19 protein-coding genes and 3 pseudogenes are annotated in these 23,646 nt (G+C 38.6%); 13 read left to right on the top strand and 9 right to left on the bottom strand.

Annotated features, from left to right (window positions below):
- Positions 1–226 precede the first annotated feature (226 nt).
- The 7 genes and pseudogenes from SAGCYANO_RS39265 (at position 227) to SAGCYANO_RS39245 (ending at position 6,932) form a co-directional block, all read left to right on the top strand.
- Positions 227–1,339 (top strand): hypothetical protein, encoded by a 1,113-nt coding sequence (locus SAGCYANO_RS39265; RefSeq protein ID WP_202224974.1) that lies wholly within the window; start codon positions 227–229, stop codon positions 1,337–1,339.
- Positions 1,339–1,788 (top strand): hypothetical protein, encoded by a 450-nt coding sequence (locus SAGCYANO_RS39260; protein ID WP_202224973.1) that lies wholly within the window; start codon positions 1,339–1,341, stop codon positions 1,786–1,788. The genes SAGCYANO_RS39265 and SAGCYANO_RS39260 overlap by 1 nt, the downstream gene beginning before the upstream one ends.
- A gap of 435 nt (positions 1,789–2,223) precedes the next feature.
- Positions 2,224–2,697 (top strand): pentapeptide repeat-containing protein, encoded by a 474-nt coding sequence (locus SAGCYANO_RS39255; RefSeq protein WP_237397130.1) that lies wholly within the window; start codon positions 2,224–2,226, stop codon positions 2,695–2,697.
- Between the two features lie 64 nt (positions 2,698–2,761).
- Positions 2,762–2,857: a helix-turn-helix domain-containing protein gene (locus SAGCYANO_RS49770; RefSeq protein ID WP_307786300.1), complete on the top strand. Its 96-nt coding sequence runs from the start codon at positions 2,762–2,764 to the stop codon at positions 2,855–2,857.
- Positions 2,850–3,956 (top strand): RNA-guided endonuclease TnpB family protein, encoded by a 1,107-nt coding sequence (locus SAGCYANO_RS39250; protein ID WP_307786299.1) that lies wholly within the window; start codon positions 2,850–2,852, stop codon positions 3,954–3,956. Before SAGCYANO_RS49770 ends, SAGCYANO_RS39250 begins: the two co-directional genes overlap by 8 nt.
- A 51-nt stretch (positions 3,957–4,007) precedes the next feature.
- A pseudogene (locus SAGCYANO_RS51115) lies at positions 4,008–4,601 on the top strand (pentapeptide repeat-containing protein); the annotation flags it as partial.
- Positions 4,581–6,932 (top strand): pentapeptide repeat-containing protein, encoded by a 2,352-nt coding sequence (locus SAGCYANO_RS39245; protein ID WP_375340084.1) that lies wholly within the window; start codon positions 4,581–4,583, stop codon positions 6,930–6,932. The pseudogene SAGCYANO_RS51115 and the gene SAGCYANO_RS39245, both read left to right, overlap by 21 nt.
- Positions 6,933–7,144: 212 nt before the next feature.
- Here the strand turns inward: SAGCYANO_RS39245 and SAGCYANO_RS39240 are convergent, their stop codons facing one another.
- The 6 genes from SAGCYANO_RS39240 to SAGCYANO_RS39215 are packed head-to-tail and all read right to left on the bottom strand — an operon-like array spanning position 7,145 to position 9,425.
- The gene (locus SAGCYANO_RS39240; protein WP_202224970.1) at positions 7,145–7,951 is read right to left on the bottom strand and encodes a thermonuclease family protein; all 807 of its coding nucleotides are present in this window, start codon (positions 7,949–7,951) and stop codon (positions 7,145–7,147) included.
- 45 nt (positions 7,952–7,996) lie between these two features.
- The gene (locus tag SAGCYANO_RS39235; RefSeq protein WP_202224969.1) at positions 7,997–8,176 is read right to left on the bottom strand and encodes a hypothetical protein; all 180 of its coding nucleotides are present in this window, start codon (positions 8,174–8,176) and stop codon (positions 7,997–7,999) included.
- A gap of 38 nt (positions 8,177–8,214) precedes the next feature.
- The gene (locus tag SAGCYANO_RS39230) at positions 8,215–8,556 is read right to left on the bottom strand and encodes a hypothetical protein (RefSeq protein WP_202224968.1); all 342 of its coding nucleotides are present in this window, start codon (positions 8,554–8,556) and stop codon (positions 8,215–8,217) included.
- An 8-nt stretch (positions 8,557–8,564) separates the two neighbouring features.
- Positions 8,565–9,017 (bottom strand): hypothetical protein, encoded by a 453-nt coding sequence (locus SAGCYANO_RS39225; protein ID WP_202224967.1) that lies wholly within the window; start codon positions 9,015–9,017, stop codon positions 8,565–8,567.
- Entirely contained in the window at positions 9,018–9,239 is a 222-nt protein-coding gene (locus SAGCYANO_RS39220) for a hypothetical protein (protein ID WP_202224966.1), read from the bottom strand. It lies immediately after the preceding gene.
- Between the two features lie 36 nt (positions 9,240–9,275).
- Positions 9,276–9,425: a hypothetical protein gene (locus SAGCYANO_RS39215; protein ID WP_202224965.1), complete on the bottom strand. Its 150-nt coding sequence runs from the start codon at positions 9,423–9,425 to the stop codon at positions 9,276–9,278.
- A 342-nt stretch (positions 9,426–9,767) separates the two neighbouring features.
- Here SAGCYANO_RS39215 and SAGCYANO_RS39210 point away from each other — a divergent pair, with 342 nt between their 5' ends.
- The 3 genes from SAGCYANO_RS39210 to SAGCYANO_RS39200 all read left to right on the top strand — a co-directional run bounded on the left by SAGCYANO_RS39210 (position 9,768) and on the right by SAGCYANO_RS39200 (position 14,890).
- A complete protein-coding gene (locus SAGCYANO_RS39210; RefSeq protein ID WP_202224964.1) occupies positions 9,768–13,010 on the top strand; it encodes an efflux RND transporter permease subunit in 3,243 nt (1,080 codons plus the stop codon).
- Between the two features lie 383 nt (positions 13,011–13,393).
- Positions 13,394–14,563: an RNA-guided endonuclease TnpB family protein gene (locus SAGCYANO_RS39205; RefSeq protein WP_202224963.1), complete on the top strand. Its 1,170-nt coding sequence runs from the start codon at positions 13,394–13,396 to the stop codon at positions 14,561–14,563.
- Positions 14,564–14,605: 42 nt separating this feature from the next.
- Positions 14,606–14,890 (top strand): hypothetical protein, encoded by a 285-nt coding sequence (locus SAGCYANO_RS39200; protein WP_202224962.1) that lies wholly within the window; start codon positions 14,606–14,608, stop codon positions 14,888–14,890.
- A 233-nt stretch (positions 14,891–15,123) separates the two neighbouring features.
- Here the strand turns inward: SAGCYANO_RS39200 and SAGCYANO_RS39195 are convergent, their stop codons facing one another.
- The 3 genes and pseudogenes from SAGCYANO_RS39195 to SAGCYANO_RS39185 form a co-directional block, all read right to left on the bottom strand.
- Complete coding sequence (locus SAGCYANO_RS39195; protein WP_202224961.1) at positions 15,124–16,230, bottom strand: CmcI family methyltransferase; 1,107 nt, start codon at positions 16,228–16,230, stop codon at positions 15,124–15,126.
- Between the two features lie 79 nt (positions 16,231–16,309).
- A pseudogene (locus SAGCYANO_RS39190) lies at positions 16,310–16,514 on the bottom strand (transposase); the annotation flags it as partial.
- A 207-nt stretch (positions 16,515–16,721) separates the two neighbouring features.
- Entirely contained in the window at positions 16,722–17,306 is a 585-nt protein-coding gene (locus tag SAGCYANO_RS39185) for a pentapeptide repeat-containing protein (protein WP_202224960.1), read from the bottom strand.
- Between the two features lie 684 nt (positions 17,307–17,990).
- Here SAGCYANO_RS39185 and trpB point away from each other — a divergent pair.
- The 3 genes and pseudogenes from trpB to SAGCYANO_RS39170 all read left to right on the top strand — a co-directional run.
- Entirely contained in the window at positions 17,991–19,223 is a 1,233-nt protein-coding gene (gene trpB / locus SAGCYANO_RS39180; RefSeq protein WP_202224959.1) for a tryptophan synthase subunit beta, read from the top strand.
- A 656-nt stretch (positions 19,224–19,879) separates the two neighbouring features.
- A complete protein-coding gene (locus SAGCYANO_RS39175) occupies positions 19,880–20,380 on the top strand; it encodes a CAP domain-containing protein (RefSeq protein WP_237397128.1) in 501 nt (166 codons plus the stop codon).
- A 738-nt stretch (positions 20,381–21,118) separates the two neighbouring features.
- Positions 21,119–23,638: pseudogene (locus tag SAGCYANO_RS39170) on the top strand (NACHT domain-containing protein); the annotation flags it as partial.
- Between the last annotated feature and the right edge of the window lie 8 nt (positions 23,639–23,646).

Below are 23,646 nucleotides of genomic sequence, written 5' to 3'. Positions count from 1 at the left end.
ATTAGTAATTAGAACTTAGGCACATACCATCATTTTGCCCCCCCAACCCCCCAACCTTGGGGGGAGTAAATCTGGTTCCCCCCAGATTTGGGGGGTTAGGGGGGCGAGTGCGTAAGTCCTGATCCTCTTGCTTCAACAGTAAATCTTTCTATTTTCCCTACTCCCCGCTCCCCTACTCCCCCGCTCCCCTGCTCCCCTACTATCTTAATAATTGGAGAAATTAATTATGCCATCTAAACCATTAATCAATTTATTGAATTGGAACCCGCAGTTATTCAGAGAAATTAAGGGTCGCCTCAAAGTCAGAAATGTAGCGATCGCTATATTTGCATCTCTCCTATGCCAATTTCTGATAATGATAACTTTTCTAGAAATGCTTCCCAAAAAATATGGTGCAGATGTTGTTCTCTATAACCGATATTGTATAAGAGTAGGAAAATATTGTACTGATATTGACTGGTCATATTGGTGGCTAGATATATTCAAAACTTTGAGTTGGATATTTTTGGCTGTGATGTTAGTTGGGGGTGTCTATATGTTAGTAGCAGATCTAGCCAAAGAAAAACGTCTTGGTACTCTCAATTTTATTCGCCTCAGTCCTCAATCTAGTCAGAAAATTTTGCTCGGCAAACTATTAGGAGTACCAATTTTAATTTACCTAGCAGTCGCTATTTCTTTGCCTTTACAGTTGTGGGCTAATATTTCATCTGGTTTGTCTTTATCTTGGTTATTTGGATTTTATGGAGTTTTAATTACAGTTTGTTATTTTCTCTACAATGCCTCACTATTTTTTGCCTTTTTAGGAGTTACTCAAGCTTGGTTAATTGCAGCGATAACCGGAATATTTTTGTTTCCTATTATAGGTATTATTCAAGCATATACTGATGAGGCTCACGCTCTTATTGGTACTGATGGAATAAGAGATTTACTAATAGTAGGTGCCATAATTATTTTAGGTTTAATTTTGGGAAGCTACTGGATTTGGAAAGCTGTAAATCGTCGTTATAGAAATCCTAATTCCACAATTATTAGTAAAGAACAAAGCTATTGGTTAATGGGATGTTTCCATCTTTATCTACTGCCGTTGTTCTTATTAATAAATATTGGCATTGACGAAAAATCCACCTACATTTTCCGGGAATTGCTGATTTTCTTCTGCACTATTAACTTATTCTGGTTTTTGTTAGTCATTGCTTCATTATCACCTCAACGACAAAGTGTGCAAGATTGGGCAAGATATAGATATCAACAAATTAATAATGATGAAACTGCAATTGTCAAAGGTTCAGCTATTAGTTTAAAGCAAGATTTAATTTTGGGTGAAAAAGTCCGGCTTTAGTGGCGATTGGAATTAACTTAGTTATTACTGGTTTAATTTGGAGTTCATGGATTTTACTTTGGCATGACAATGAAATTAAATTACGAGCTATTTTAACTTTAATTCTGAGCCTAAATATAATTTTAATTTATGCAGCGATCGCTCAATTTGTATTGTTGATGAAAGTCAAAAAGCCAGTCATTTGGGCAGTAGGAATATTAGGTGGCTTAATTTCTTTGCCACCTATTGCTTTATTCTTACTGTCAATTTCACCTTATAGTCATAGTCACTCAAATTTATGGCTATTTTCAACTTTTCCTTGGCTCTCCATTGACTTAAATTATCCAGCGATCGCATCAATTTTAATGGCAATTATTGGTCAGTGGAGTGTCTTGACATTAGTAACTTTACAACTGACCAGAAAAATCCGAAAATTAGGTACATCTAATTCTCAAAAATTACTGACCTAACTATTTAGCTTTGCAGAAGTCAACAGTTGAAAAAATAGTAGTAGCTCGTCTAGATTAAAAATGTAGGTTAAACAACCTACCCTTGCCTTTCTGCTTAGTAAGGCGGGAAAGGGGGTTTTCACCCATAACTTTAGTCTAAACGTGCTAGTAAGGTGGGTAAATATTGATTATATGAGTAGACAGCTAGAAAAATCTATTGTTTTAATTACCAGTGCTAATGAGAGAAAAGCAAATGTTATTGGTACTGGATTTCCTTTGAACCTAAACTACAAGAAGAATTGAAAGATGCACAAGGATTTTCCAGTTATAAAGAGATCCAAGTATGGTTGAAAGCGATGTGTGACTTGGACATAGGGTACACAGTAGTACAGTCGGTGGGCCTGACTAAACCTTAAGACTAATAAAGTATTTTACACGATTCAGAAATTTCCCCAATTGTATGGTACTTTTTACTTTGTCGAGTCAAAGGAACCTCCGATGTACAAAAAGTGGCATAAATCTATTTTTGCGGCTAGCATTGCTTTGGTGCTAGTGCTGTTTCTAGCTGTTCCCCCAGCCTATGCTTACGACCCCGCCGATCTGGAGCAATTACTATCTACCAGGATTTGTCCCGGTTGTGACCTGAGTGGAGCTGATCTGTCAGACACCGAACTTTCAGGCGCGCAAATGCAAGAAGCTAATCTCCAAGAGGCATTATTCAATAGAGCTACTTGGCAAGGAGCCAACTTGCAAGGAGCCAACTTACAGGGATCTGTAGGTTCCGAGGCTAACTTACAAGGAGCTAGAATCCAAGAGGCTAACCTCACAGCAGCTTTGTTAGAATATGCTAATCTCCATAAGGTCTACCTGCAAGAAGCTAAACTCGAACGCGCTGACCGAAAAAATGGGTCTCAAGCCTCGCCCTTCTAGGGCGACTTTTTAGTTGATTTTTTCAATAAATATGTTATCGTGTTGTTAGTTTGAAAGTCAAGTTATGAAAGCTAGATTTAAGTACCGTATATATCCAAAACCGGGACAAAAATACCGATTAGCCAAGCTATTTGGCTGTGTCCGTGTGGCGAGTGAATGATAGTCTAGCTTTCTGCCAACAGAGGTATAAATCAGGAGAAAAGAAATCTACTAATTCAGAACTACAAAAGCTTTTTATTACTCAAGCGAAAAAGACTGAAGAAAGAGAATGGTTGTCAGAGGTTTCTAACATACCATTGCAGCAATCATTGAATGACTTAAACCAGGCTTACCAAAATTTTTTCAAATCGACAAAAGGTCAACAGAAAGGTAGACCTATTAAACCTCCTAAATTTAAAAGTAGAAAGTCAAAGCAAACTGCTAGGTTTACAAAGGGAGGGTTTAAAGTTGGTCAACACAAAGTCTATTTAGCTAAAATTGGAAAGCTGAAAATTGTATGGTCAAGAGAATTACCTACTGCTCCATCATCAGTAACAGTAATCAAAGATTCAGCTCATAGATATTTCTTGAGTTTTGTAGTAGAAATACAAACAGAAATCTTACCTAAAACTGATAATTCAGTAGGCATAAATTTAGGTATTAAAACCTTTGCTACATTTAGTGACGGTACAAAGGTTGATGCTCCTAAGCCACTAAAGAAACGAATTAAGAAATTAAGAAAGTTAAGTAAGTCATTATCTCATAAAACTAAAGGCTCTAAAAGGTATGAAAAAGCCAGGGTTAGAGTAGCTAAATTCCATGCCAAACTGAAAGATACAAGGACAGATTTTCTACATAAATTATCTACTGAAATAATTCGTGAAAACCAAACAATTGTTTTAGAAGATTTAAACGTTTCTGGAATGCTTAAAAACCGTAAATTATCCAGGGCTATATCCGATTTAGGTTGGAGACAATTCCGGACATTCTTAGAAGGAAAAGCAGAAAAATATGGTCGTGATTTTAGAGTAATTAGTCGTTGGGAGCCAACATCCCAAATTTGCTCAAATTGTGGCTTTAAAGGTGGGAAGCTAGACCTGAAGGTGCGAGAATGGGAGTGTCTAAACTGTGGCAGCAAACACGATAGAGACGAGAATGCAGCAATAAATATATTAGTCGCGGGCGGGCAGTCCGAGACATTAAACGGACGTGGAGGCAAGCGTAAGACTACCGCCAAGGCAGCAGCAGCCTGTGAAACGTCAACCCACCGAGGAGCTTAGGCTCGGTAGGAATCCCCGTGCCTTCAGGCCGGGGAGGATGTCAAAGGAGCCTATCTAGCAGATGCCGACCTAAGACGTGCCGATCTGTCAAGATCTGTCCTAGAAAATGCCTTGCTGCCAAGATCCCAGTTTTTTCGAGCCAATCTTCAAGATGCCTTGTTACCAAAAGCCGATCTAGAAGATGCACAGCTGGAACTTTCTATCCTCAAAGACACCAACCTGACAGAGGCGAATCTGCGAAACACTCGTCTGTCTGATGCTAACCTAGAAAAAGCCAATCTATACCGAGCAAATTTGCAAGGATCTAACCTGCTACGGGCAAACCTCAGACAAGCGATCGCCCAACAAGCGAATTTTCAAGGAGCAAATCTTGATGAAGCTGACCTTGAGAGAGCAGATTTATCCCTAGCCACCCTTTCAGAGGTACAATTGAGAGGTACTCAATTGGCCTATACTACCCTGGTGAAGGCAGATCTACAAAACGCCCGCCTGTACCAGGCCAATCTATATGAAGCTAATCTCCAAGAGGCTCAACTAGAAGGAGCGTCTATATCTACCAGTAGGCTCCAAAATGCCAACTTCCAGAATGCCAATCTCCGAGATGCTGTCTTGCCTTCGGCGTTCATGCCAAATGCCAATCTCTATAAAGCTAATCTTTTCAATGCAAATATGGTAGGAGCGAACTTGCAACATGCTAACTTACAGTCTACAGACTTGAGAGTCGATTTCCGCGACCTGATGGAACAGCTAGCAGACTGGATAGCAGAAGGTATTAATGCTTTATTTATCTATGCCGATGTGGTGCGATTTCCAGATAATTACATGTCCGATCGCTTAGACATTTATATTCAGATTGCCGCTCGGCGGATTGAAGTTGGTATAGGCTCTAATATTTGGTTGGACTATCGGACAACACAGCAGGCAACTTTCAGAATTTTTACTAATGAAATTTTGGGTTATCTCAAGGTTGTGGCGGAGTTCGAGGAAGCCGATAAATCTAAAACCTACATCCTGCGAGATTTTGAAGACAATCGACAGAAAGGCGTTACCATTTTTTGTACCTCTGGAGGGGAATCGCGACAGATCCCAATTTATTGGCTCGACGATCTGACAATCGGTGACAACCCCGATTTTTATTTGTCTCTAGGTGCGATTTTCCAGTTTGCCACCTTGTTTTTCGATCGCAACCCCGCCCTAGCCACCTCAATGTTGGAATGGACCAAGGGCAGCACGGGGGAATGGGACAGAGCGATTGATATGTTTCTCCAAAGCTCGTCCTTGCTAGCAATGCTACAAACAGCTAGTGAGGATGTCACGTTTGTTCCCTTCTTGAGTAGAGATATTTATGCGCGACAAGCAGAGGTATTTGTGCGAGCAGCAGCTGCTTACGAGGAGCAATATATCCGTTTGAGTGACATCAATCAGGATATTAATCTTCGCCAAGCAGAACAAGAACTGCAACGCCTGTACGCACAGGACAAAGCAGTATTTCTTGATCGCCTGATTATACAGAATCGACAAAACCTATTACAAGCTCAAGTAGCCGTAGAAGTTCTCCAGAAAAAATTAGATCGACAGACTCTCAGGGTTGACCTAGCTCAAATTGACTTTAAGCACGGCTTGCTAGAATGGGAATACGACCAAAAGAAACAGCAAGCATTTAAGATTATCACTGCCATTTTTGATTTTGGACTAGCGATAGGTGGTTTGTTTATCGGCGATCCTACAGCAGGTCTCAGGGCTGGCAATGCCGCTAAAAGTGCTGCCGAAGCTGGCTCCCGACTGGGAGGGATTATGAGCAATATCAAAGATATCACAGAGGCATTGTACACAGTCTATGATTTTTCACTCACTGTTGAGGAAGCATCGAAGGATTTAGAGGAGTCAAAATCCTTGATTCGAGAATTGAATCAGATTGAGTTTTCCTATCCCGATGATGAAAATTGGGACTTGGTGGCTTCAGTCTATTGGCCGCAGTTCCAGCTAGAAGCTACAAGCCAATTGCAAGATCCGATCGATCTGGGAATTAGTGGAGCGCGAGAGTATTTGCTAGCTTTGGACATTTTGGTTCTCTACGGGCAGTCCCTAGCAGAGAAAAAACGAGATATGATTCCGATTAGTCAAGAAATAGCGCAACTGAGATTGCAAAAGCTAGCAGTCGAGCTTCAAGACGAACGGATTTGGGATTACGTCCAGGAACTTGAAGATTACGAACGAGCGAACGCAGAAATGATGCAGGTGTTTTATGATCGCTATTTGAATATCAAGCGCTGGCTGTTTATCACTGTCGGAAACTACACCTGGGCCTATCATTTTTGGTCGTTGCATGATTCTTTGATACAGCCATCAATGACGAAAAGCGTAGCCTATTTAAAGGACGATCTGGCTAAAATAGAACTCGATTACGAGAATGCTTTGGAACGGTTTAAACCCAAAGTACCGACAGAACTCGATGGCAAGACTTATGAGATTATCTCCTCGGAAGATTTAAAATCTTTTCAGGAGACGACAAGAGTTACAGTGCCGATTTTGCTAGCCGATCCTGCTTTTTCTAATTACGATCGCGTGCGGATTAAAGAAATCCGGGTTTGGCTGGAGGGAGTAACATTTCATGGATCGAATAAAGCGGTTTATCTGAAGATACAAACCCAGGGAGAAAACTATGACGATCGCTTTGAGGAGAACGATTATCACTTTACAGGAGAACCGTTAGATTTACCCTTTGAATATCAAGTGGCTGAGGAATCAGATCCGACACCGCCCCCTAAAGATATAGATTGGTACTTTGATGATGGGAGTGTAGGAACTGCAATTGTTAGGAATAACACGGTTAACGAGTTCCAATACGCCTATTTTGAACCGCCAGTTTTTACCTATTGGACGCTAGTATTTGAGTCGAGTCGAAATCCCGACGCCGATATCACAGGTGTGAGCAAAATTACGCTCCAGTTTTATGGCAGTATTATCGGTCAGTAATGTAAGCATTCAGCCATCAGCTATCAGCTATCAGCTATGAGTTATTAACTCATTATCTTGGAAGAAGGAATTAGTAGTCAAGGTCAATTAAAAGTTATGTTTGCGCAGCATTCCACAGGAAATGAAATATTTCTGTCAGCTAACCTCAGTCTTTGCTTGATTCTTTAAAAAGCTGATAGCTGACTGCTAATAGCTGAATTCTTACAAATTAATTATTTTGCAAATAAATTGTTAGCTTGTTCTTGAACTTTATCTTCAAATTCAGGCTGAGTAATAACACCATTTTTCAAGTCTTCAAAAAGAGTTAATAAAATCTGATTTTGCTCCTGTAATTTGAGTTTAAATTTAGCTTCAAAATCAGCTTCAGTAATTGCACCTTCTTTCAAGTCTTGACTCATATCTTTCAGAAAAGACCTTTGTTTTTTCTTCAGGGAACGAAACACCCAAGGTGGAATAAATTCTGACTGAGATTCTTGCCATATTCCACGTTGATTTATCTGAGCATCCGCTTCTGCTAATAACAACATTATTGCAGTATCTCTTGGACATTCGCTAATATAATCATAATAAATTCGACTCAAGCCTTCCTGCACTAAAATGTATTGTACAAAAGTACCATCTAATAAATAAACTTCACCAAAACAACGTGGCGATCGCCCTGGTCGTTTTTCTTCTCCAGTAACTTTAACTTTGACTTTATTACCACTTTTTTCAACTAATTCTTGGAGTCGCTCTTTGCCTTTTTCTCCCCATTCAAATTGACTACGATATATTTGATTTTCATTTTTACGATTCATTTTCTCCACCTGTGAATCTCCCCAACCTTTAGGAGTTTCTGGAGTATCAATATAAACAAAACGCACAGTCATTTCCTGGTTATCTTCATCAGAAATAACATCAAAAGTGTCGGCATCTGATACTTTTTTGACAGTGTAAGTTTTTAAGGTCTCAAAATATGACGGACTAGGTAGTTTTACTTCACCCAGGTGAGTTAAAATATTGTTGATTATTTCTTTCATAAATAATTATAAATTGCTAGCTATAGACTAATATAGCAGAGAGGTCTAATTATTAAGATTCTGAATTTGGCTAATTAACCAAGCATATATCTGACTACGACCTGTTGTCCGACAACGGTGCAACGCCTCTTCAAGTAAGCTCAAAGGTAATGGGGGTAAAACTTGTGATTCGCCAATAACTCTACTCCCACCAGAGGTAATGTAGCAAGCTATCGTCCCGTACACCCCATACCCAGAAACCCTAACTCAGTCGCAGTATACTATCACTTAGTATTATCAAAGTCTTCATCTATATTATCAAAATTATCAAAGTCTTCACTGTTCCAACCTTCAATTAGATAGTCAGTTAATAGACCAGTTAATAGACCGACAGACATATCAAATAAATCTAACTCTTTAGCAACTTCATCGTTCAAGACAACGTAATTGTGGCGATAAAACTTATCCGCAGACTGAAGAACACCTCTTATTAACCATAAATTAACACTTGCACAAGCAATACCTCCAACAATAGGAATCATCATCGGTCCTAGCTTTGCCGTTAATTTAGTAAGTATTTTAGATATTGCTACACTTGATGCAAGATGTGCAATTTTTGCACCCATTTTCGTTCCTACTTTAAGTATTCCTTTTTTAGAATTAGTTTTCCTCCTAATTTACTCAATACTTTTACTGCAGCTTTAGTACCAATTTTTGTTTCAACTTTTACTTGAACAAAACTTGCTGTGCTTTCAAGATCAATCTTCTTACAGGAAACATCAGTATCTCTAGCTATTGCTACTTGACCATCTGAAACTGAATCAGTTGCTGTAGCTGCTCCTGACCATATCATTAATATTAGTTTAATGTCGTCAGGAACAGCATCTTTTTCTAATAGATGACCAATTCCCATGCAACCTATTCCAGCTACTTTACCACACCACATTAATTCGACCGCTATAAGTAGTAAACCACTAACTCCTCCTCCAAAACCTATTAGTAAACCAGAAATAATGACTAATGTTAGGCAGAATCCCTTCCAAATAGTGACATTAAAGATATTAATAAACTTCAGGAGTGCATCCATTTATTCGTCATTAAGAGAAGGATTAAAAAGAGTTTCTACGAAGTTTATTGCAATAAAATCACATCCTTTTTCTCCTGCTATTTTTAACTTTTCACGCAAATAGTCAATTGCTTCGCGAGTTTCTTCTATTAATTTTTTTATACTTTCATTTTCTAGTGCTCTTTCAACGAGATGGAAGTAATTTTGTATTAAATCATTAATATTATATTGGTCTGTCGTCATTTAATAAATCTCCATTTAGATAAGAGCAAAACAAGATTATTCAGCAGCCTTTTTGACAACTTTGAAGCTGCAATTGGCAATTATGGTCTCAGCGATCGCTTCTTCAACTGTTACACGAGTAGTGAAATATGAAGTAGTCCTTAATTTTTCATTTGCCATTTTATTAGCAAGTTGAGCTTCTGTCAAACCTTAAGGTATGACCTCCCTGTTTGAAATACCTGATAATACTAAAATCTACCTCCCACAAACCCAGGTTATTGTACACTTTAAAGCAAGCGGATTTAATATTAGCAGTTAAGATAGCATCAGATTTTCCCACTTAGATTATAGTAAATTTCTTACTTTTGACTTTTGACTTCAAAAAAGGCTGTAAGATGTAATCAGATTTTCCCACTTAATTATAGTAAATTTCTTACTTTTGACTTTTGACTTCAAAAAAGGCTGTAAGATGTAATCAGATTTTCCCACTTAATTATAGTAAATTTCTTACTTTTGACTTTTAACTTTTGACTTTTGACTTGAGAATTAATGTTTACCAATTTTTTCATCAAAAAACCAGTATTTGCCTCAGTCTGTTCCCTGCTAATTATCCTAATCGGATTAGTAGGTTACACTCGTCTACCAGTGCAAGAATTTCCGACTATTGAGCCTCCAGTAGTTAGCGTACAAACTAGCTACCCAGGAGCTAACCCAGAAGTAGTAGAAACAGAAGTAACAGAAATTCTCGAAGCAGAAATTAACGGTGTTGAAGGAGTCAAAACTCTAACCTCCAGCACCAGGGAAGGTTCAAGTTCCATAAATGTTGAATTTGAACTCGAACGCGACCTAGAAGCAGCAGCTCAAGACGTTCGTAGTCGAGTTTCCCGGGCTATGAGAAGACTGCCCGATGAAGTTGATGCGCCAGTAGTTTCTAAACGAAGTAGCGATGATGAACGTATTATATGGCTTGCTTTAACTGGAGAAAAATACTCCTCCTTAGAGTTAAGCAACTACGCCGATAAATTCATCAAAAATGTCTTAGAAACTGTCAACGGAGTAGGTAGTATTTTTATCGGTGGCGAACGTCGCTACGCTATGCGTCTATGGTTAGACCCCCAAAAAATGGCTGCCCGAAATATTACGGCATTAGATGTAGAGCAAGCACTCAGACGACAAAACGTAGAAATTCCCAGTGGGAGAATAGAAGGGAAATCAACCGAATACCCAATTCGGACTTTTGGTCGTCTGCAAACTACAGAAGAATATCAAAATCTGATCATCAGACGAAATGATGATAATTCCCTCACCAGACTAACAGACATTGGTAGAGCAGAAATTGGAGCAGAGAGCGATCGCACCCTTGCTCGTTATAATGGTAAACCAGCAGTAGGTCTTGGTATCAGTAAACTATCCGGGGCAAATATCATAGAAGTTGCCAACGGCGTTAAAACCAGGATGGAAGAATTATCCAAAGACTTCCCCGAAGGAATGGAATATTACATCAGCGTTGACTACTCAACATTTGTGGAAGCTGCTATCAAAGAAGTTTGGAAAAGCTTATTTTTAGCAATTTGTTTAGTTGTCCTAGTTATCTATGCATTTCTGCGAGACTGGAGAGCAACTCTCATTCCCACCATCACCATTCCCGTTTCTCTCATTGGTGCCTTTGGGGTAATGTATTTCATGGGATTTTCCATCAACACCCTCACCCTATTTGCTCTCACATTATCAACAGGTTTAGTAGTAGATGACACCATTGTTGTCTTAGAAAATATAGTTCGATATATTCAAGAAGAAGGCAAAACTCCCATGCAAGCAGCCATGTTAGGAGTAGGAGAAGTAGTATTTGCCGTCATTGCCACCACCGTTGTATTAATTGCCGTATTCTTACCAGTCGGATTTTCTGGAGGTTCTACAGGGCAAATATTTAATGAATTTGCTCTAACTATTGCCGTCTCAGTAGTATTATCCACCTTCGTTGCTTTGACTTTAGCACCACCATTATCCGGGCGAATATTAAAAAGACATGAGTCCAAAGAACATAAAAATTTCCTTTCCCGCGTGGTTGCTCTTCCCCTAGATTTATTTGATTATGCTCTAGGTCGCATCTCAGCAATATATGATTGGTCATTGCGTCTGTTGATGAGAATGAAGCCATTAATAATTTTAGGATTTGTCCTATCTTTCTGGTTAATCTTTTGGTTATTTCAACAACTACCCCAAGGATTTTTACCAACAGAAGACCGGGGGCGGGTATTTGTATCTGTTTCTGCACCAGAAGGTGTAAGTGTTCAATATACCGATAACGTGATGCGTCAAGTGGAAGATAAACTCTCTCAAGTACCCGAAATGAGAGGTTATTTCAGTATTGTTGGATTTGGTCGTTCTGCCCAAGCTAACCGAGCTTTTGCTTTCACCAACCTCAAACCATGGTCAGAACGCAAGAAACCAGAGGAAGCACAACAAGAAATTGTTAAACGGTTGTTTGGAGCTTTTGCTCCCATTACTGATGGACGAGTATTTCCCATTAACCCCGGTTCATTACCTGGTAGAGGTCGTAGTCAACCAGTAGAATTTGTCTTGCAAGGAAATGATTTAGAAGAATTAGCGCGAGTATCTGAAGAATTTACCAGTGAAGCGCAACAGTTACCCCAGTTGAATAATATTGATACAGATTTGAAGATTAATAAACCGGAGATATCGGTAGAAATTGACCGTGCTCAGGCATCTAATTTAGGTGTGTCGGTGCAGGATATTGCCAGAACATTGCAAATAATGATGGGAGGGGAGGATATTACTAACTTTAACCAAGGAAATCAACGTTATGATGTAATTGTGCGAGCTGAAGAACAGTTTCGTAATAGTTTACAAAATATTGATGATTTGTATGTACGGACTGAGTCAGGAGTAATGATACCTTTGAGTAATGTGGTGAAGGTAAGTACGACAACCACTCCTCCTCAGATTAATCATTTTAATAGATTTCGTTCGGCAACTATTCAAGGAAGTCCTGCTCCAGGGGTGAGCTTGGGTGAGGCGTTACAAGCGTTAGACGATTTGGCAGACCGGGTTTTACCTGCTAGTATGCGAACTGATTTAAAAGGTGATTCAGCGCAGTTTCGAGATGCTGGTGAAGCGACGGCGTTTATTTTTGGCTTGGCAATGATCTTTATTTTCTTGACTTTGGCAGCTCAATTTGAGAGTTATATTGACCCGGTGGTGATTTTGTTGGCAGTACCGTTATCTTTGTTGGGTGCTTTTGGAGCGTTGTGGTTGGCGCAGTTGGAAGTGAATGTTTATAGTCGAATTGGGTTAATTATGTTGATTGGTTTGGCAACGAAAAATTCTATTTTGATTGTGGAGTTTGCTAACCAGTTGTTGGCAGATGGTATGTCTATTACTAAGGCGGTAGTTGAGGCATCCCGTTTGCGGTTTCGTCCAATTTTAATGACGGCGTTTTCTACCATTTTCGGGGTAATGCCATTAGCTTTTGCTTCTGGTGCAGGTGCTGCTAGTCGGGTTTCAATTGGGATGTCGGTTATGGGTGGTATGTTGGTTTCTACAATTTTGAGTTTGTATGTGGTGCCGATATTTTATGTGATGGCGAAGGGTTTACAGTCACGTTTATTTCATAAATCTGCTGAAGAGTTGGCAGGGGGTTATGAGATGAATGGTTTTTCTAATGGAAACGGAAATGGCAATGGTAATGGTTATACTAACGGAAACGGAAATGGCAATGGTAATGGTAAGGCAAGTTATGTTAAGGATGGGGTGAAAGAAGTGAAACAGTAATATAGCAGGTAACAGGGAACAGTCAGAAAAACATTTCCCTGTCTTACGGTTTATCGTCCGCATAAGTTCTAAACAACTCGTTCTTTACCTATAGTTGAAATTGGAAGCGATCGCTCTATATTAGTAATTTATCTTCCGATACAGAAAATTAATAAAGTATATAGTCACAGAATGGGAATTGAGGCCATGTTCAAAGATTGTAAAAGTGGAGGTTACAATCTTGAAGGGGCAAAATCAAATGAAACTAGATTAAATAATTTGATTTTACTGATAGCTATTTCTTACCGAAAATTTGGGTCTAAAGCCTCGCCCTTCTAGGGCGACTTTTTAGTTGATTTTATTTCTATAAATATGTTATTATACTGTTAGTTCAAATAGGAATTATGAAAGCTAGATTTAAGTATCGTATTTATCCAACACCGGGACAAAAATACCGATTAGCAAAGCTATTTGGTTGTGTTCGTGTGGTTTGGAATGATAGCCTAGCTTGTTGTCAAAAAAAGTATTCTTCAGGAGAAAAGAAACCCACTAATTCAGAACTACAAAAACAGTTTATCACTCAATCGAAAAAGACTGAAGACAGAGAATGGTTATCAGAAGTTTCTGCTATACCATTGCAGCAATCATTGAATGATTTAAACCAGGCTTATCAAAACTTCTTTAAATCGACTAAAGGTCAACAGAAAGGTAGACCAATTAAACCTCCTAAATTTAAAAGTAGAAAGTCAAAGCAAACTGCTAGGTTTACAAAGGGAGGTTTTAAAGTTGGTCAACACAAAGTTTATTTAGCTAAGATAGGAAAGCTAAAAATAGTCTGGTCAAGAGAATTACCTGCTGCTCCATCATCAGTAACAGTAATCAAAGATTCCGCTCATAGATATTTCTTGAGCTTTGTAGTAGAAATACAACCAGAAGTCTTGCCTAAAACTGATAATTCAGTAGGCATAGATTTAGGTATTAAAACTTTTGCTACATTTAGTGACGGTACAAAGGTTGATGCTCCTAAGCCACTCAAAAAACGAATTAAGAAGCTAAGAAAGTTAAATAAGTCATTATCTCATAAAACTAAAGGATCTAAAAGGTATGAAAAAGCCAGAATTAGAGTTGCTAAGTTCCATGGCAAACTGAAAGATACAAGGACAGATTTTCTACATAAATTATCTACTGAAATAATTCGTGAAAACCAAACAATTGTTTTAGAAGATTTAAACGTTTCTGGTATGATTAAGAACCGTAAATTATCCAGAGCAATTTCAGATTTAGGTTGGAGACAATTCCGGAAATTCTTAGAAGGAAAAGCAGAAAAATATGGTCGTGATTTTAGAGTAATTAGTCGTTGGGAACCGACCTCTCAAATTTGCTCAAATTGTGGCTTTAAAGGTGGAAAATTAGACCTTCAGGTGCGAGAATGGGAGTGTCTCAACTGTGGTGCAAAACATGATAGAGACGAGAATGCAGCGATAAATATATTAGTCGCGGGCGGGCAGTCCGAGACAAAAAACGGACGTGGAGGCAAGCGTAAGACTACCGCCTACGGTAGCAGCAGTCAATGAAGTGTCAACTCACCGAGGAGCTTAGGCTCGGTAGGAATTCCCGTGCCTTCAGGCCGGGGAGGATGTCAAACAATTAGTTCATTTAAAGGACAAAAAATCAAAAATCAAGGTATTCAAAAATATATATCAAGAAGGAATGAAAGAGGCAGGATAGAAAGAAGACACAGTAGCTTTTGGATTGGATTATATGGTGTTTCTTGGACATTTTATTATAATTTCATTCAAGAATGGGTAGAAAATTTAATGAGGCTAAATTCTCATAAGTTACCCTATTATCAAAAAGGAATTAAAGCTATGTCAAAGATTAATACGTTGTATAATTATTGATTTTTATGATTAATTAAAATTAATAAGAGTGACTTTTTTTCTAATGTTGTTGGCTATGGCAGTTGAACTATTATTCAACTAAAATGGGGGGTGTAGGCGAGAAGCAGGGCGAACGCACTACACCCCTTTCATTCTCAATAAGGGTTTTATTTTAGTTGAAGTATTCTTCAGTTTCAAAACGCAAATTCATTTCTATATATAGCTTTCAACTAGCTTGTCACCCCGTGAGGCTTTTAATTTTTAACTTTTAAGAGATAACCTCCTGGATTAAATGTCATATAAAATTTTTCCTGCTCTCGGTCAATTTTGAAGTCTGAATTTTCCTTGAGAAAGTCTTCAATTGCCTCCCATGGACCGGGACCAAAATTTTGTTTAACAGGGTTCCCGTTGAAACCAGAATCTTCAACAATCAGGTAGCTTCCTGGGGTAACAAATTCGTGATAAAGCCTTAACTCATCCAGAACATGATGCTTATGGTGATCGGAATCAAGAATCACTAAAACTGTGCTATCAATCGGTATCAGTTGACGAATTTGATTGATAATTTCATTAGATGTTGAAGAACCCAGTAGATAGGTAATTCGCTCATGTTTAGGTCTGTTGCCTCCCCCATAATGATCTGTTATATCAATAGAAATTACTTTGCCATTGCTGATTAAATCGCACATATGTGCTAGATATAGAGTGCTACCACCATAATTTGTTCCAGTTTCAATCACAATATCTGGCTTGAGCGTAAACATTATTTCCTGGTAGATCCATAGATCTAAAGGACATTTAGACAAGGGATATCCCATCCAGAAGGTTTCACTCCAAGTTTTGCCAAAGAGATAAGAGTCAAAGTACAGTTTCTTGTATTTTTGGACAATATCCTGAATGGCTTCTGCAGAGGTGTATCTTTGATGGTTTTCTTCATCCTCAATAAACGTTTTGATATCGTTTTCTGGCAAAACCATGAAACGGCATTTAACCACTTTACCCTGCTCAATCACCCAACGAATAGTCCAGTCACTATTGAAAGACTCTCCCCCAGGAATTGTAGACCAAGTCGAATCACCTAAGATCACCACTTCTTCATGCTGAATCACATAATCTTGAGCTTGAAACTTTTTGACCTGATAAAGTCCAAATAACTTGGTAAAAAACTGTTGAACTTCTTCAGCTCCTGAACAGGGATGGAGACCAAATAAAGACCCACCCCCATAAATTCCTTCTCCTTTCCAATCCACCATCCATTGAACATCATCTGCAATTATCCCCATTAAATGAGTCGTATCTTGTCGATCAAGAGCCTGGTAGAATGTTTTGAATATTGTTTGTGTTTCACTTGTAGTCAACATATTTTTGAATTTATCTAGGTTGATATTTGTGGGATATAGGAATCGAAGCAAAGGTTAGGACGTTAACTTAACAGCATAATCAACTCTCAATACGAAAATTTTCTATTGTTCCTTCTGACTTTCGTACCTCGGTTTTTAATTGGAAACCAATAATGTTCTATTTCATTTAACTCAGGATAATATGGTGGTAAATATTCAATTTCACAATTCACTGATTCTATTAATTCTCTAATTTTGGGGGATTTATGAAAACTTGCATTGTTTAATATTACTAATTGTCCTGTATCTCCTAATTTTTGCTTCGACTGCTATAACAGTAATAAACTATCTTTCCCCAATCTGGTAGGGACGTTGCATGCAACGTCCCTACATTGCGTTTAATTAATATTATATCATGTCCGCATAAGAGCGTGATCAAAAACTTTCTCCTTTTCCTTCTGTTTCTTCTTCTTTCTTCCCTCCTGACTCTTAACTCCTGTCTCCTACCCCTACTACCTAGTTGCGAACAATCTACTCGCGTGAGGTTCCCCAGGCAAATCTTCAACAATTGCACCTTGCTGTTTCAACTCTCTCTTCATCTCTGCAGATAGTCCAATACCAAGAGAAAATCGAGTATCCTTCACCTCAACCCCATTCATCTGGGTATTCTTGAGGTCGGCACCACTTAAATTAGCATGACTCAAATTTGTATCAATTAAAATTGCTTTCTGTAAATTAGCGCGACTCATATCAGCGTAACTGAGATTAGCATAACTCAAAATTGCCCCACTCAAGTCAGCAGCACTCAAATCTGCTCCACTCAAATCTGCTCCACTCAAATCTGCACGAGTCAGGTTAGCTCCACTCAGATTCGCCCCACTCAGATTCGCACAATACAAATTAGCACCAATCAAAGTAGCATTGTACAGATTAGCGCCAATTAAATTTGCTCTAAATAAATTAGCCCGGAATAAGTTAGCACGAAACAAACTCACACCAGCTAAATTCACATTACTAAGCTCAGATCGAAATAAATCAATATCCCGAAAATTTCTTTCTCCAGAGGCATAACGTGCTAAAAATTCTTCAATTTTCATAATTTTCTCTTAAAATTTTCTTGATGTTTTCATCTAAAACTTTAACTTTCAGATGCGTTTCTCTTCTTTCGTAAATCTTAAAGACAAAAGACAAGAAACTTATATTTAATTATCTTGAACTGTTTTAAAAGTGTTAGGTGATTTTTATAACAATATTTTACAAAAGTTATATTTACTTGATTTATGCCAATAAAAGTTAAAATTTTATCAAAAAAGTTGACTGATACAAATACAAGAATTTATGTACATCTAAGTTGCACTTTTTATGATTTTAAATCAACCTGTATATCGCAATCCTATATCATTAATAAAACATCAAAAAATAGATCGAAAATCTGAAACCATAATTCTTTCCCCCTACTCCCTCTTTAATCCAAAATAAAATCAATTATTGCCCTCTTATTCATCAATTATTTCCCCTACTCCCTACTCCCTACTCCCTCTTTTGCTTAAAAATTTACCAAAAAATTGTGGTTTAAAGCCTCCTCTTTTAATACCAGTTTTATAAATCTTTGCTACAAATATTTAGGTTACTGCTTAGGAGTCAGGAGACAGGAGTCAGGAGTCAGGAGACAGAATAAAAGGAGAGGTAATTCTAAATTCTAAATTCTAAATTCTAAATTCTAAATTCTTGAACAAAAAGCGTATTTATAATAAAAAATATTCTATTTTGAGAAAAAATTAGTGACTACTACACCTCTAAATCCTACTTCAACTCAACAACCAGATTCCCTGGGCAGATATGGCCAGTTTGGCGGTAAATATGTCCCCGAAACATTAATGCCTGCCTTATTTGAACTAGAAGCGGCCTACAAAAAATATAGTCAAGAACCCGCTTTCCAGAAAGAACTCCAACAACTTCTGCGAGACTATGTAGGTCGCCCTAGTCCTCTTTATTTTGCCGAACGTCTCACAACTCATTATGCCAAACCTGATGGCACTGGTCCACAAATTTACCTCAAACGGGAAGACCTCAACCATACTGGGGCCCACAAAATCAACAATGCTTTAGCTCAAGCTCTATTAGCCCTGAAAATGGGTAAAAAACGTGTCATTGCCGAAACAGGTGCTGGTCAACATGGTGTTGCCACTGCCACAGTTTGCGCTCGGTTCGGACTGGAATGTATCATCTATATGGGCGTTCACGATATGGAACGTCAATCTCTAAATGTGTTCAGAATGCGACTAATGGGAGCAGAGGTACGACCAGTGGAAGCTGGCACCGGCACCCTGAAAGATGCAACATCAGAAGCTATTCGAGATTGGGTAACAAATGTGGAGACTACCCATTATATCCTTGGTTCCGTTGCAGGACCTCACCCATACCCGATGATGGTACGAGACTTTCATGCTGTTATCGGTCAAGAAACCCGCGCTCAATGTTTGGAAAAGTGGGGCGGTTTGCCTGACATTTTGATTGCTTGTGTTGGTGGTGGTTCTAATGCAATGGGTTTATTCCATGAGTTTGTGAATGAGTCATCAGTCCGAATGATCGGTGTAGAAGCTGGTGGTGAGGGAGTTGAGACGAATAAACACGCTGCGACTCTGACTCTTGGTCGTGTTGGTGTGTTGCATGGAGCTATGAGTTATTTGTTACAGGATCAGGAAGGTCAGATAATTGAACCTCATTCTATTAGTGCAGGTTTAGATTATCCTGGAGTTGGACCCGAACATAGTTTTTTGAAGGATAGCGGTAGAGCTGAATATTATAGTGTGACTGATAATGAGGCAGTAGCTGCTTTTCAACGTTTATCTCAGTTGGAAGGTATTATTCCAGCACTGGAAACTGCTCATGCGATCGCTTATTTGGAAACTCTTTGTCCACAGTTAAGCGGTAGTCCGCGTATTGTGTTTAACTGTTCTGGACGTGGGGATAAAGATGTGCAGACAGTGGCTAAGTTTTTGGAGGGTTGCTGAATTGAAGTATGAATGTGCGATTGTTTGGTCCTGGTAAAGCCCCCTAAATCCCCCAATTTTGGGGGACTTTTAGAGTTTTATTCCCCCCAATTTTGGCTTGCTCGGGGGGCTTGCATCATACCCATGTTTGGTTCTGGTAAAGCCCCCTAAATCCCCCAATTTTGGGGGACTTTTAGAGTTTTATTCCCCCCAATTTTGGCTTGCTCGGGGGGCTTGCATCATACCCATGTTTGGTTCTGGTAAAGCCCCCTAAATCCCCCAATTTTGGGGGACTTTTTAGAAGCAAATTGACTCTTGTTCCCCCCAAAGTTGGCTTGCTCGGGGGGCAAAATTCAGTTATCAGTTATCAGTTTTTAGTAGGGATGTTGCATGCAAAGTCCAAGCCCCCTAAATCCCCCAATTTTGGGGGACTTTTTAGAAGAAAATTGACTCTTGTTCCCCCCAAAGTTGGGGGGCTAGGGGGGCAAAATTCAGTATCAAAAAACTTTTCAGATATCCGAATGTCTCTACAAAAATTTTAGAATAAAGCTTCTGTAATTCTGAAAATATCTAGTGTATATAGATGTAGGAGTGTCAGCTATAAAATTAGAGAATACATTTGACTATAAGCTAATGAATAAATATTTAAAACAAATTTTCTGAGTCTGGCAATATTGTTGAGTAGTTGTAATTATCAACAAGTCATTAAAAATTTGCCAGAAATGCCAGAAGTTCAAAATTCCAGACAAACTCCTATTTCTAGACCAAGAGTAGCAATTTCACCTGATGTTAATGGCTTAGAAAAATCTGTATTTGCCCAAATAAATCAATATCGAAAATCTCAAAACTTACCACCTCTCCAGTGGGATAATACTATTGCTGAACAAGCAAGAATTCATGCTCAACAAATGGCTAGTGGAAAAGCAACTTTTAGCCATGATGGTTTTAAGGAAAGAGTAGAAGTAATTAGTCAAAAAATTACTTACAAAAGTGCTGCGGAAAATCTAGCTAATAATTTTGGTTATAATAATCCTGGAGAACAAGCTGTTGAAGGTTGGATAGGTAGTCCTGGTCATCATAAAAATATGATAGGTGACTATAATTTAACGGGTATTGGTATTACTCAAAATTCTGAAGGAACATATTTCTTTAATCAAATTTTTATCAAAACTAGATAGTGCCGCTACTAAGCATTCAGCCATCAGCATTCAGCTAGCCTCCTACGGAGGAACTGCGTTAACAGCTATTGCTTTTAATTTTAGGTAAAAGCTTTACTAATTGAGTTAGAATTTATGCTTAACTATAAAAGCTGGCTGAAACAGTCTATATTAATTAAAACCCCCTCATAAGAGCTGAGAGCTGACAGCTAATAGCTGTTTGCGCAGCATTCCGCAGGAAATCCTTACCGAAAAATTGTGGTTTAAAGCCTCCCCTTTTAAGGGGATAATAAAGAAAAATTGTCAATCCTCTTCTTTCAAGGAGAGGTAATTATTCATTATTCATTATTCATTATTAATTGTTGAAATATCACCTGTAAATAAAATTTTTCCTTTGAGTCAATCCTCTCCTTGAAAAGAACAGGTAATTATTAATTAGGGCTTGCTGAATAAAGTCTTTTAGCAGGGGTAGGAGACAGGAGACAACCCACCCCTAACCCCTCCCAGGAGGGGGACAGGAGAAATGGGAATGAACAAGGAGGTAGGAGTAAGAATTGTAAGAATGATTTTTCTGCCCAAATCTTGAGCCAAATCCGCTCCTAAATTGAACTATTACCACTTAAAACCTTGCACTTTTTGATACTGAAAAAGGCTAAAATATTTATGTATAAAGACTTTTATATTTAATCAGCAAGCCCTAATTATTCATTATTAATTATTCATTATATTTGGCAAAAATTAAAGGAATAAATATTAACTATGGCAAATAAATTATTGCAGAATATTTGGCGAGTTCTCAACACAGAAATAGAATTGAATTTACTGGAATCGGAAACTGTTAAAGGAGGGGTTGAGGGTGGTAAAGCGGTTTTTGAAATAGCAGAAGTTATACAAAAAAATGCTACAGATTTAAGCTTGTTAAAACCCTTTATTAATAATATTGATTCACTTTTGGATGCACTAAATTCTCCCTTGGGACAAGTTGTCAAGGAGGGTTTACCTTTTTTGCCTATTGCAACTGGAATTATTAGTTATATTATCAAAAAAACTGGGCATGAACCAACTTTAGAAGATGAAGTACAATTGGTGGCTCAGGCGGCTTATTTAGAAAGTTTACGACAATTTTTAATAGACCATCCTGAAATATCAGAAAAGCTGGAAACTGAAGCTTCAGAAGCTGTACAAAAACAGATAAAAAAATGGGATGAAGAAATTGATTTTAATGACCGAAAAGCTAAGGATACTTTGATTTGTTTCTATGATTCACCGTTGAGAGAAAAGTTTGATGAGATTTTATTTGCTCGTCTAAAAGAGTCTGGTTTGGATGACAATATGGCAGAAAATGTCACTGAAAGAATCTCTCGCAGTACTCACCGTTATTTGAAAGAAGCAGTGTTGGAAGTGAAAGATGATGCTAAAAAGTTAGCCAGAGTCTATGGGGGAAGTTGGCAACAAGATTTGGAAGTTTATAGCAGTATTGATAAGTATTTGGAGGAGGCGATCGCTGAAAAACCAAAAGAAAAAGTATTTGATGAAAATTTCTCTTTTCAGGATATTTATGTACCACTAAAAGTTAAACCTGTTGACTCTAATGGGGAAGTTGAAAAAACAGCAACACCCCAGAATATTGAGGAGTGGGCAAAAACAATTTTGCTGGATAAAAACAAAAATAAACAGGTGTTATTTATTCAAGCTGGGCCCGGAAGAGGAAAAAGTGTATTTTGCCGGATGTTTGCCGACTGGGTGCGTCGGGAATTACATCCTATATATACGCCGATTTTAATTCGGTTGCGGGATGTCAGAAATTTTGCAGCAAATATTGATGAGACTTTAGCTAATGCAGTGGGTAGAAATTTTGTTACGAGCGATGGTGGTTGGTTGACAGACCGCAATACTCGATTTTTATTTTTGCTGGATGGGTTTGATGAATTGTTGTTGGAGCGTGGCGCTACTAATGAGTTGAAACCTTTTCTAGAGCAGGTGGCGCAGTTTCAGAAAGACGCAGGAGACAATTCTGAGCGCGGTCATCGAGTTTTAATTACGGGTAGACCTTTGGCACTTTATGGTATTGAAAGGTTGATGCCACAAAATTTAGAGCGGGTCAGTATTTTGCCAATGGATGACGATATTCAGCAACGGTGGTTTGAGAAGTGGCAGACTATTGTTGGGGAAGTGGAAGCAGAAAAGTTTCGGGAGTTTTTGCACAGCGAGCAATGTCCAAAGCAGGTTAAGGAGTTGGCACGGGAGCCACTTTTGTTGTATTTGCTAGCTGCAATGCACCGGGATGGGAAGTTACAGACAGAGATGTTTGCTGATGCTAATGTTGGTGGAGCCAAAATTCTGATTTATGAGCAAGCGTTGGAGTGGGTGCTGGAGAAGCAGCGAATGGAAGAAGGCAGAAATCTTAATCCGGAAATTACAAGGTTAGAGCCAAGAGATTTAGAAATTTTGTTGGCAGAAGCAGGGTTGTGTGTGGTGCAGTCTGGTGGCGAATATGCTGCAATAAAAATGATTGAAGACCGACTTCTGGAGCAGGGATGTCAGGAGCTGAAGGATTTAATTGAGAATGCTCGGCAAAATAAGCAAGAGGATGGATTGAAAAATGCTTTGGCTGCTTTTTATTTGAAGAAGTCGGAAACAGCAACCAATAATTCAGTGGAGTTTTTTCACAAGAGTTTTGGTGAGTTTCTCTGTGCAAAACGCATGGTAGAAAGTCTGGAAGATTTGACCGAGAAAACTGAAAGACGAGGTCAGGTTAATTATTTTGTGTCTGATAAGGAGTTGGAACGGCAGGTTTACGACCTCTTTGGTTATGGCAGTTTGACTGTGGAGGTTGTGGGATATTTGATGGGGTTGTTGGTGAAAAGTGAGGTTAAGTTGGAGGTGTTGTTTCAGCGGTTGCATGGGTTTTATCTAGACTGGTGTAAAGGGAAGTTTATTGATGAGATGGAGGAGGCTTTATCTCAGAAGGTGAGGCAGTTGTGGAAGTGGGGAATTGAGTCTGGGCAACGTCAGGTGGATATTTATACGGGGTTGAATGTGATGATTTTGTTGTTTGAGCTGCATCGTTATGGGCAGTCTCAGGAGGAATTGCGAGAGCAGTTGCATTTTTATCCTTGCGGTCAACTTAATAGTGAAAATTTTGATAAAACAAGACTATTGAGGATGATTGGTTATAGTCAATGTCTTGGGAGTGGTACTTTTGTGGAAATAGTAGGTAGTTTTCTCAATGGTGCCGACCTCAGTTTTGCCGACCTCAGTTTTGCCGACCTCAGTAGTGCCGACCT

Source organism: Okeania sp. KiyG1, assembly GCF_014132355.1.
Lineage (GTDB): Bacteria > Cyanobacteriota > Cyanobacteriia > Cyanobacteriales > Microcoleaceae > Okeania.
This window is presented reverse-complemented; position numbering and strand designations above follow the sequence as displayed.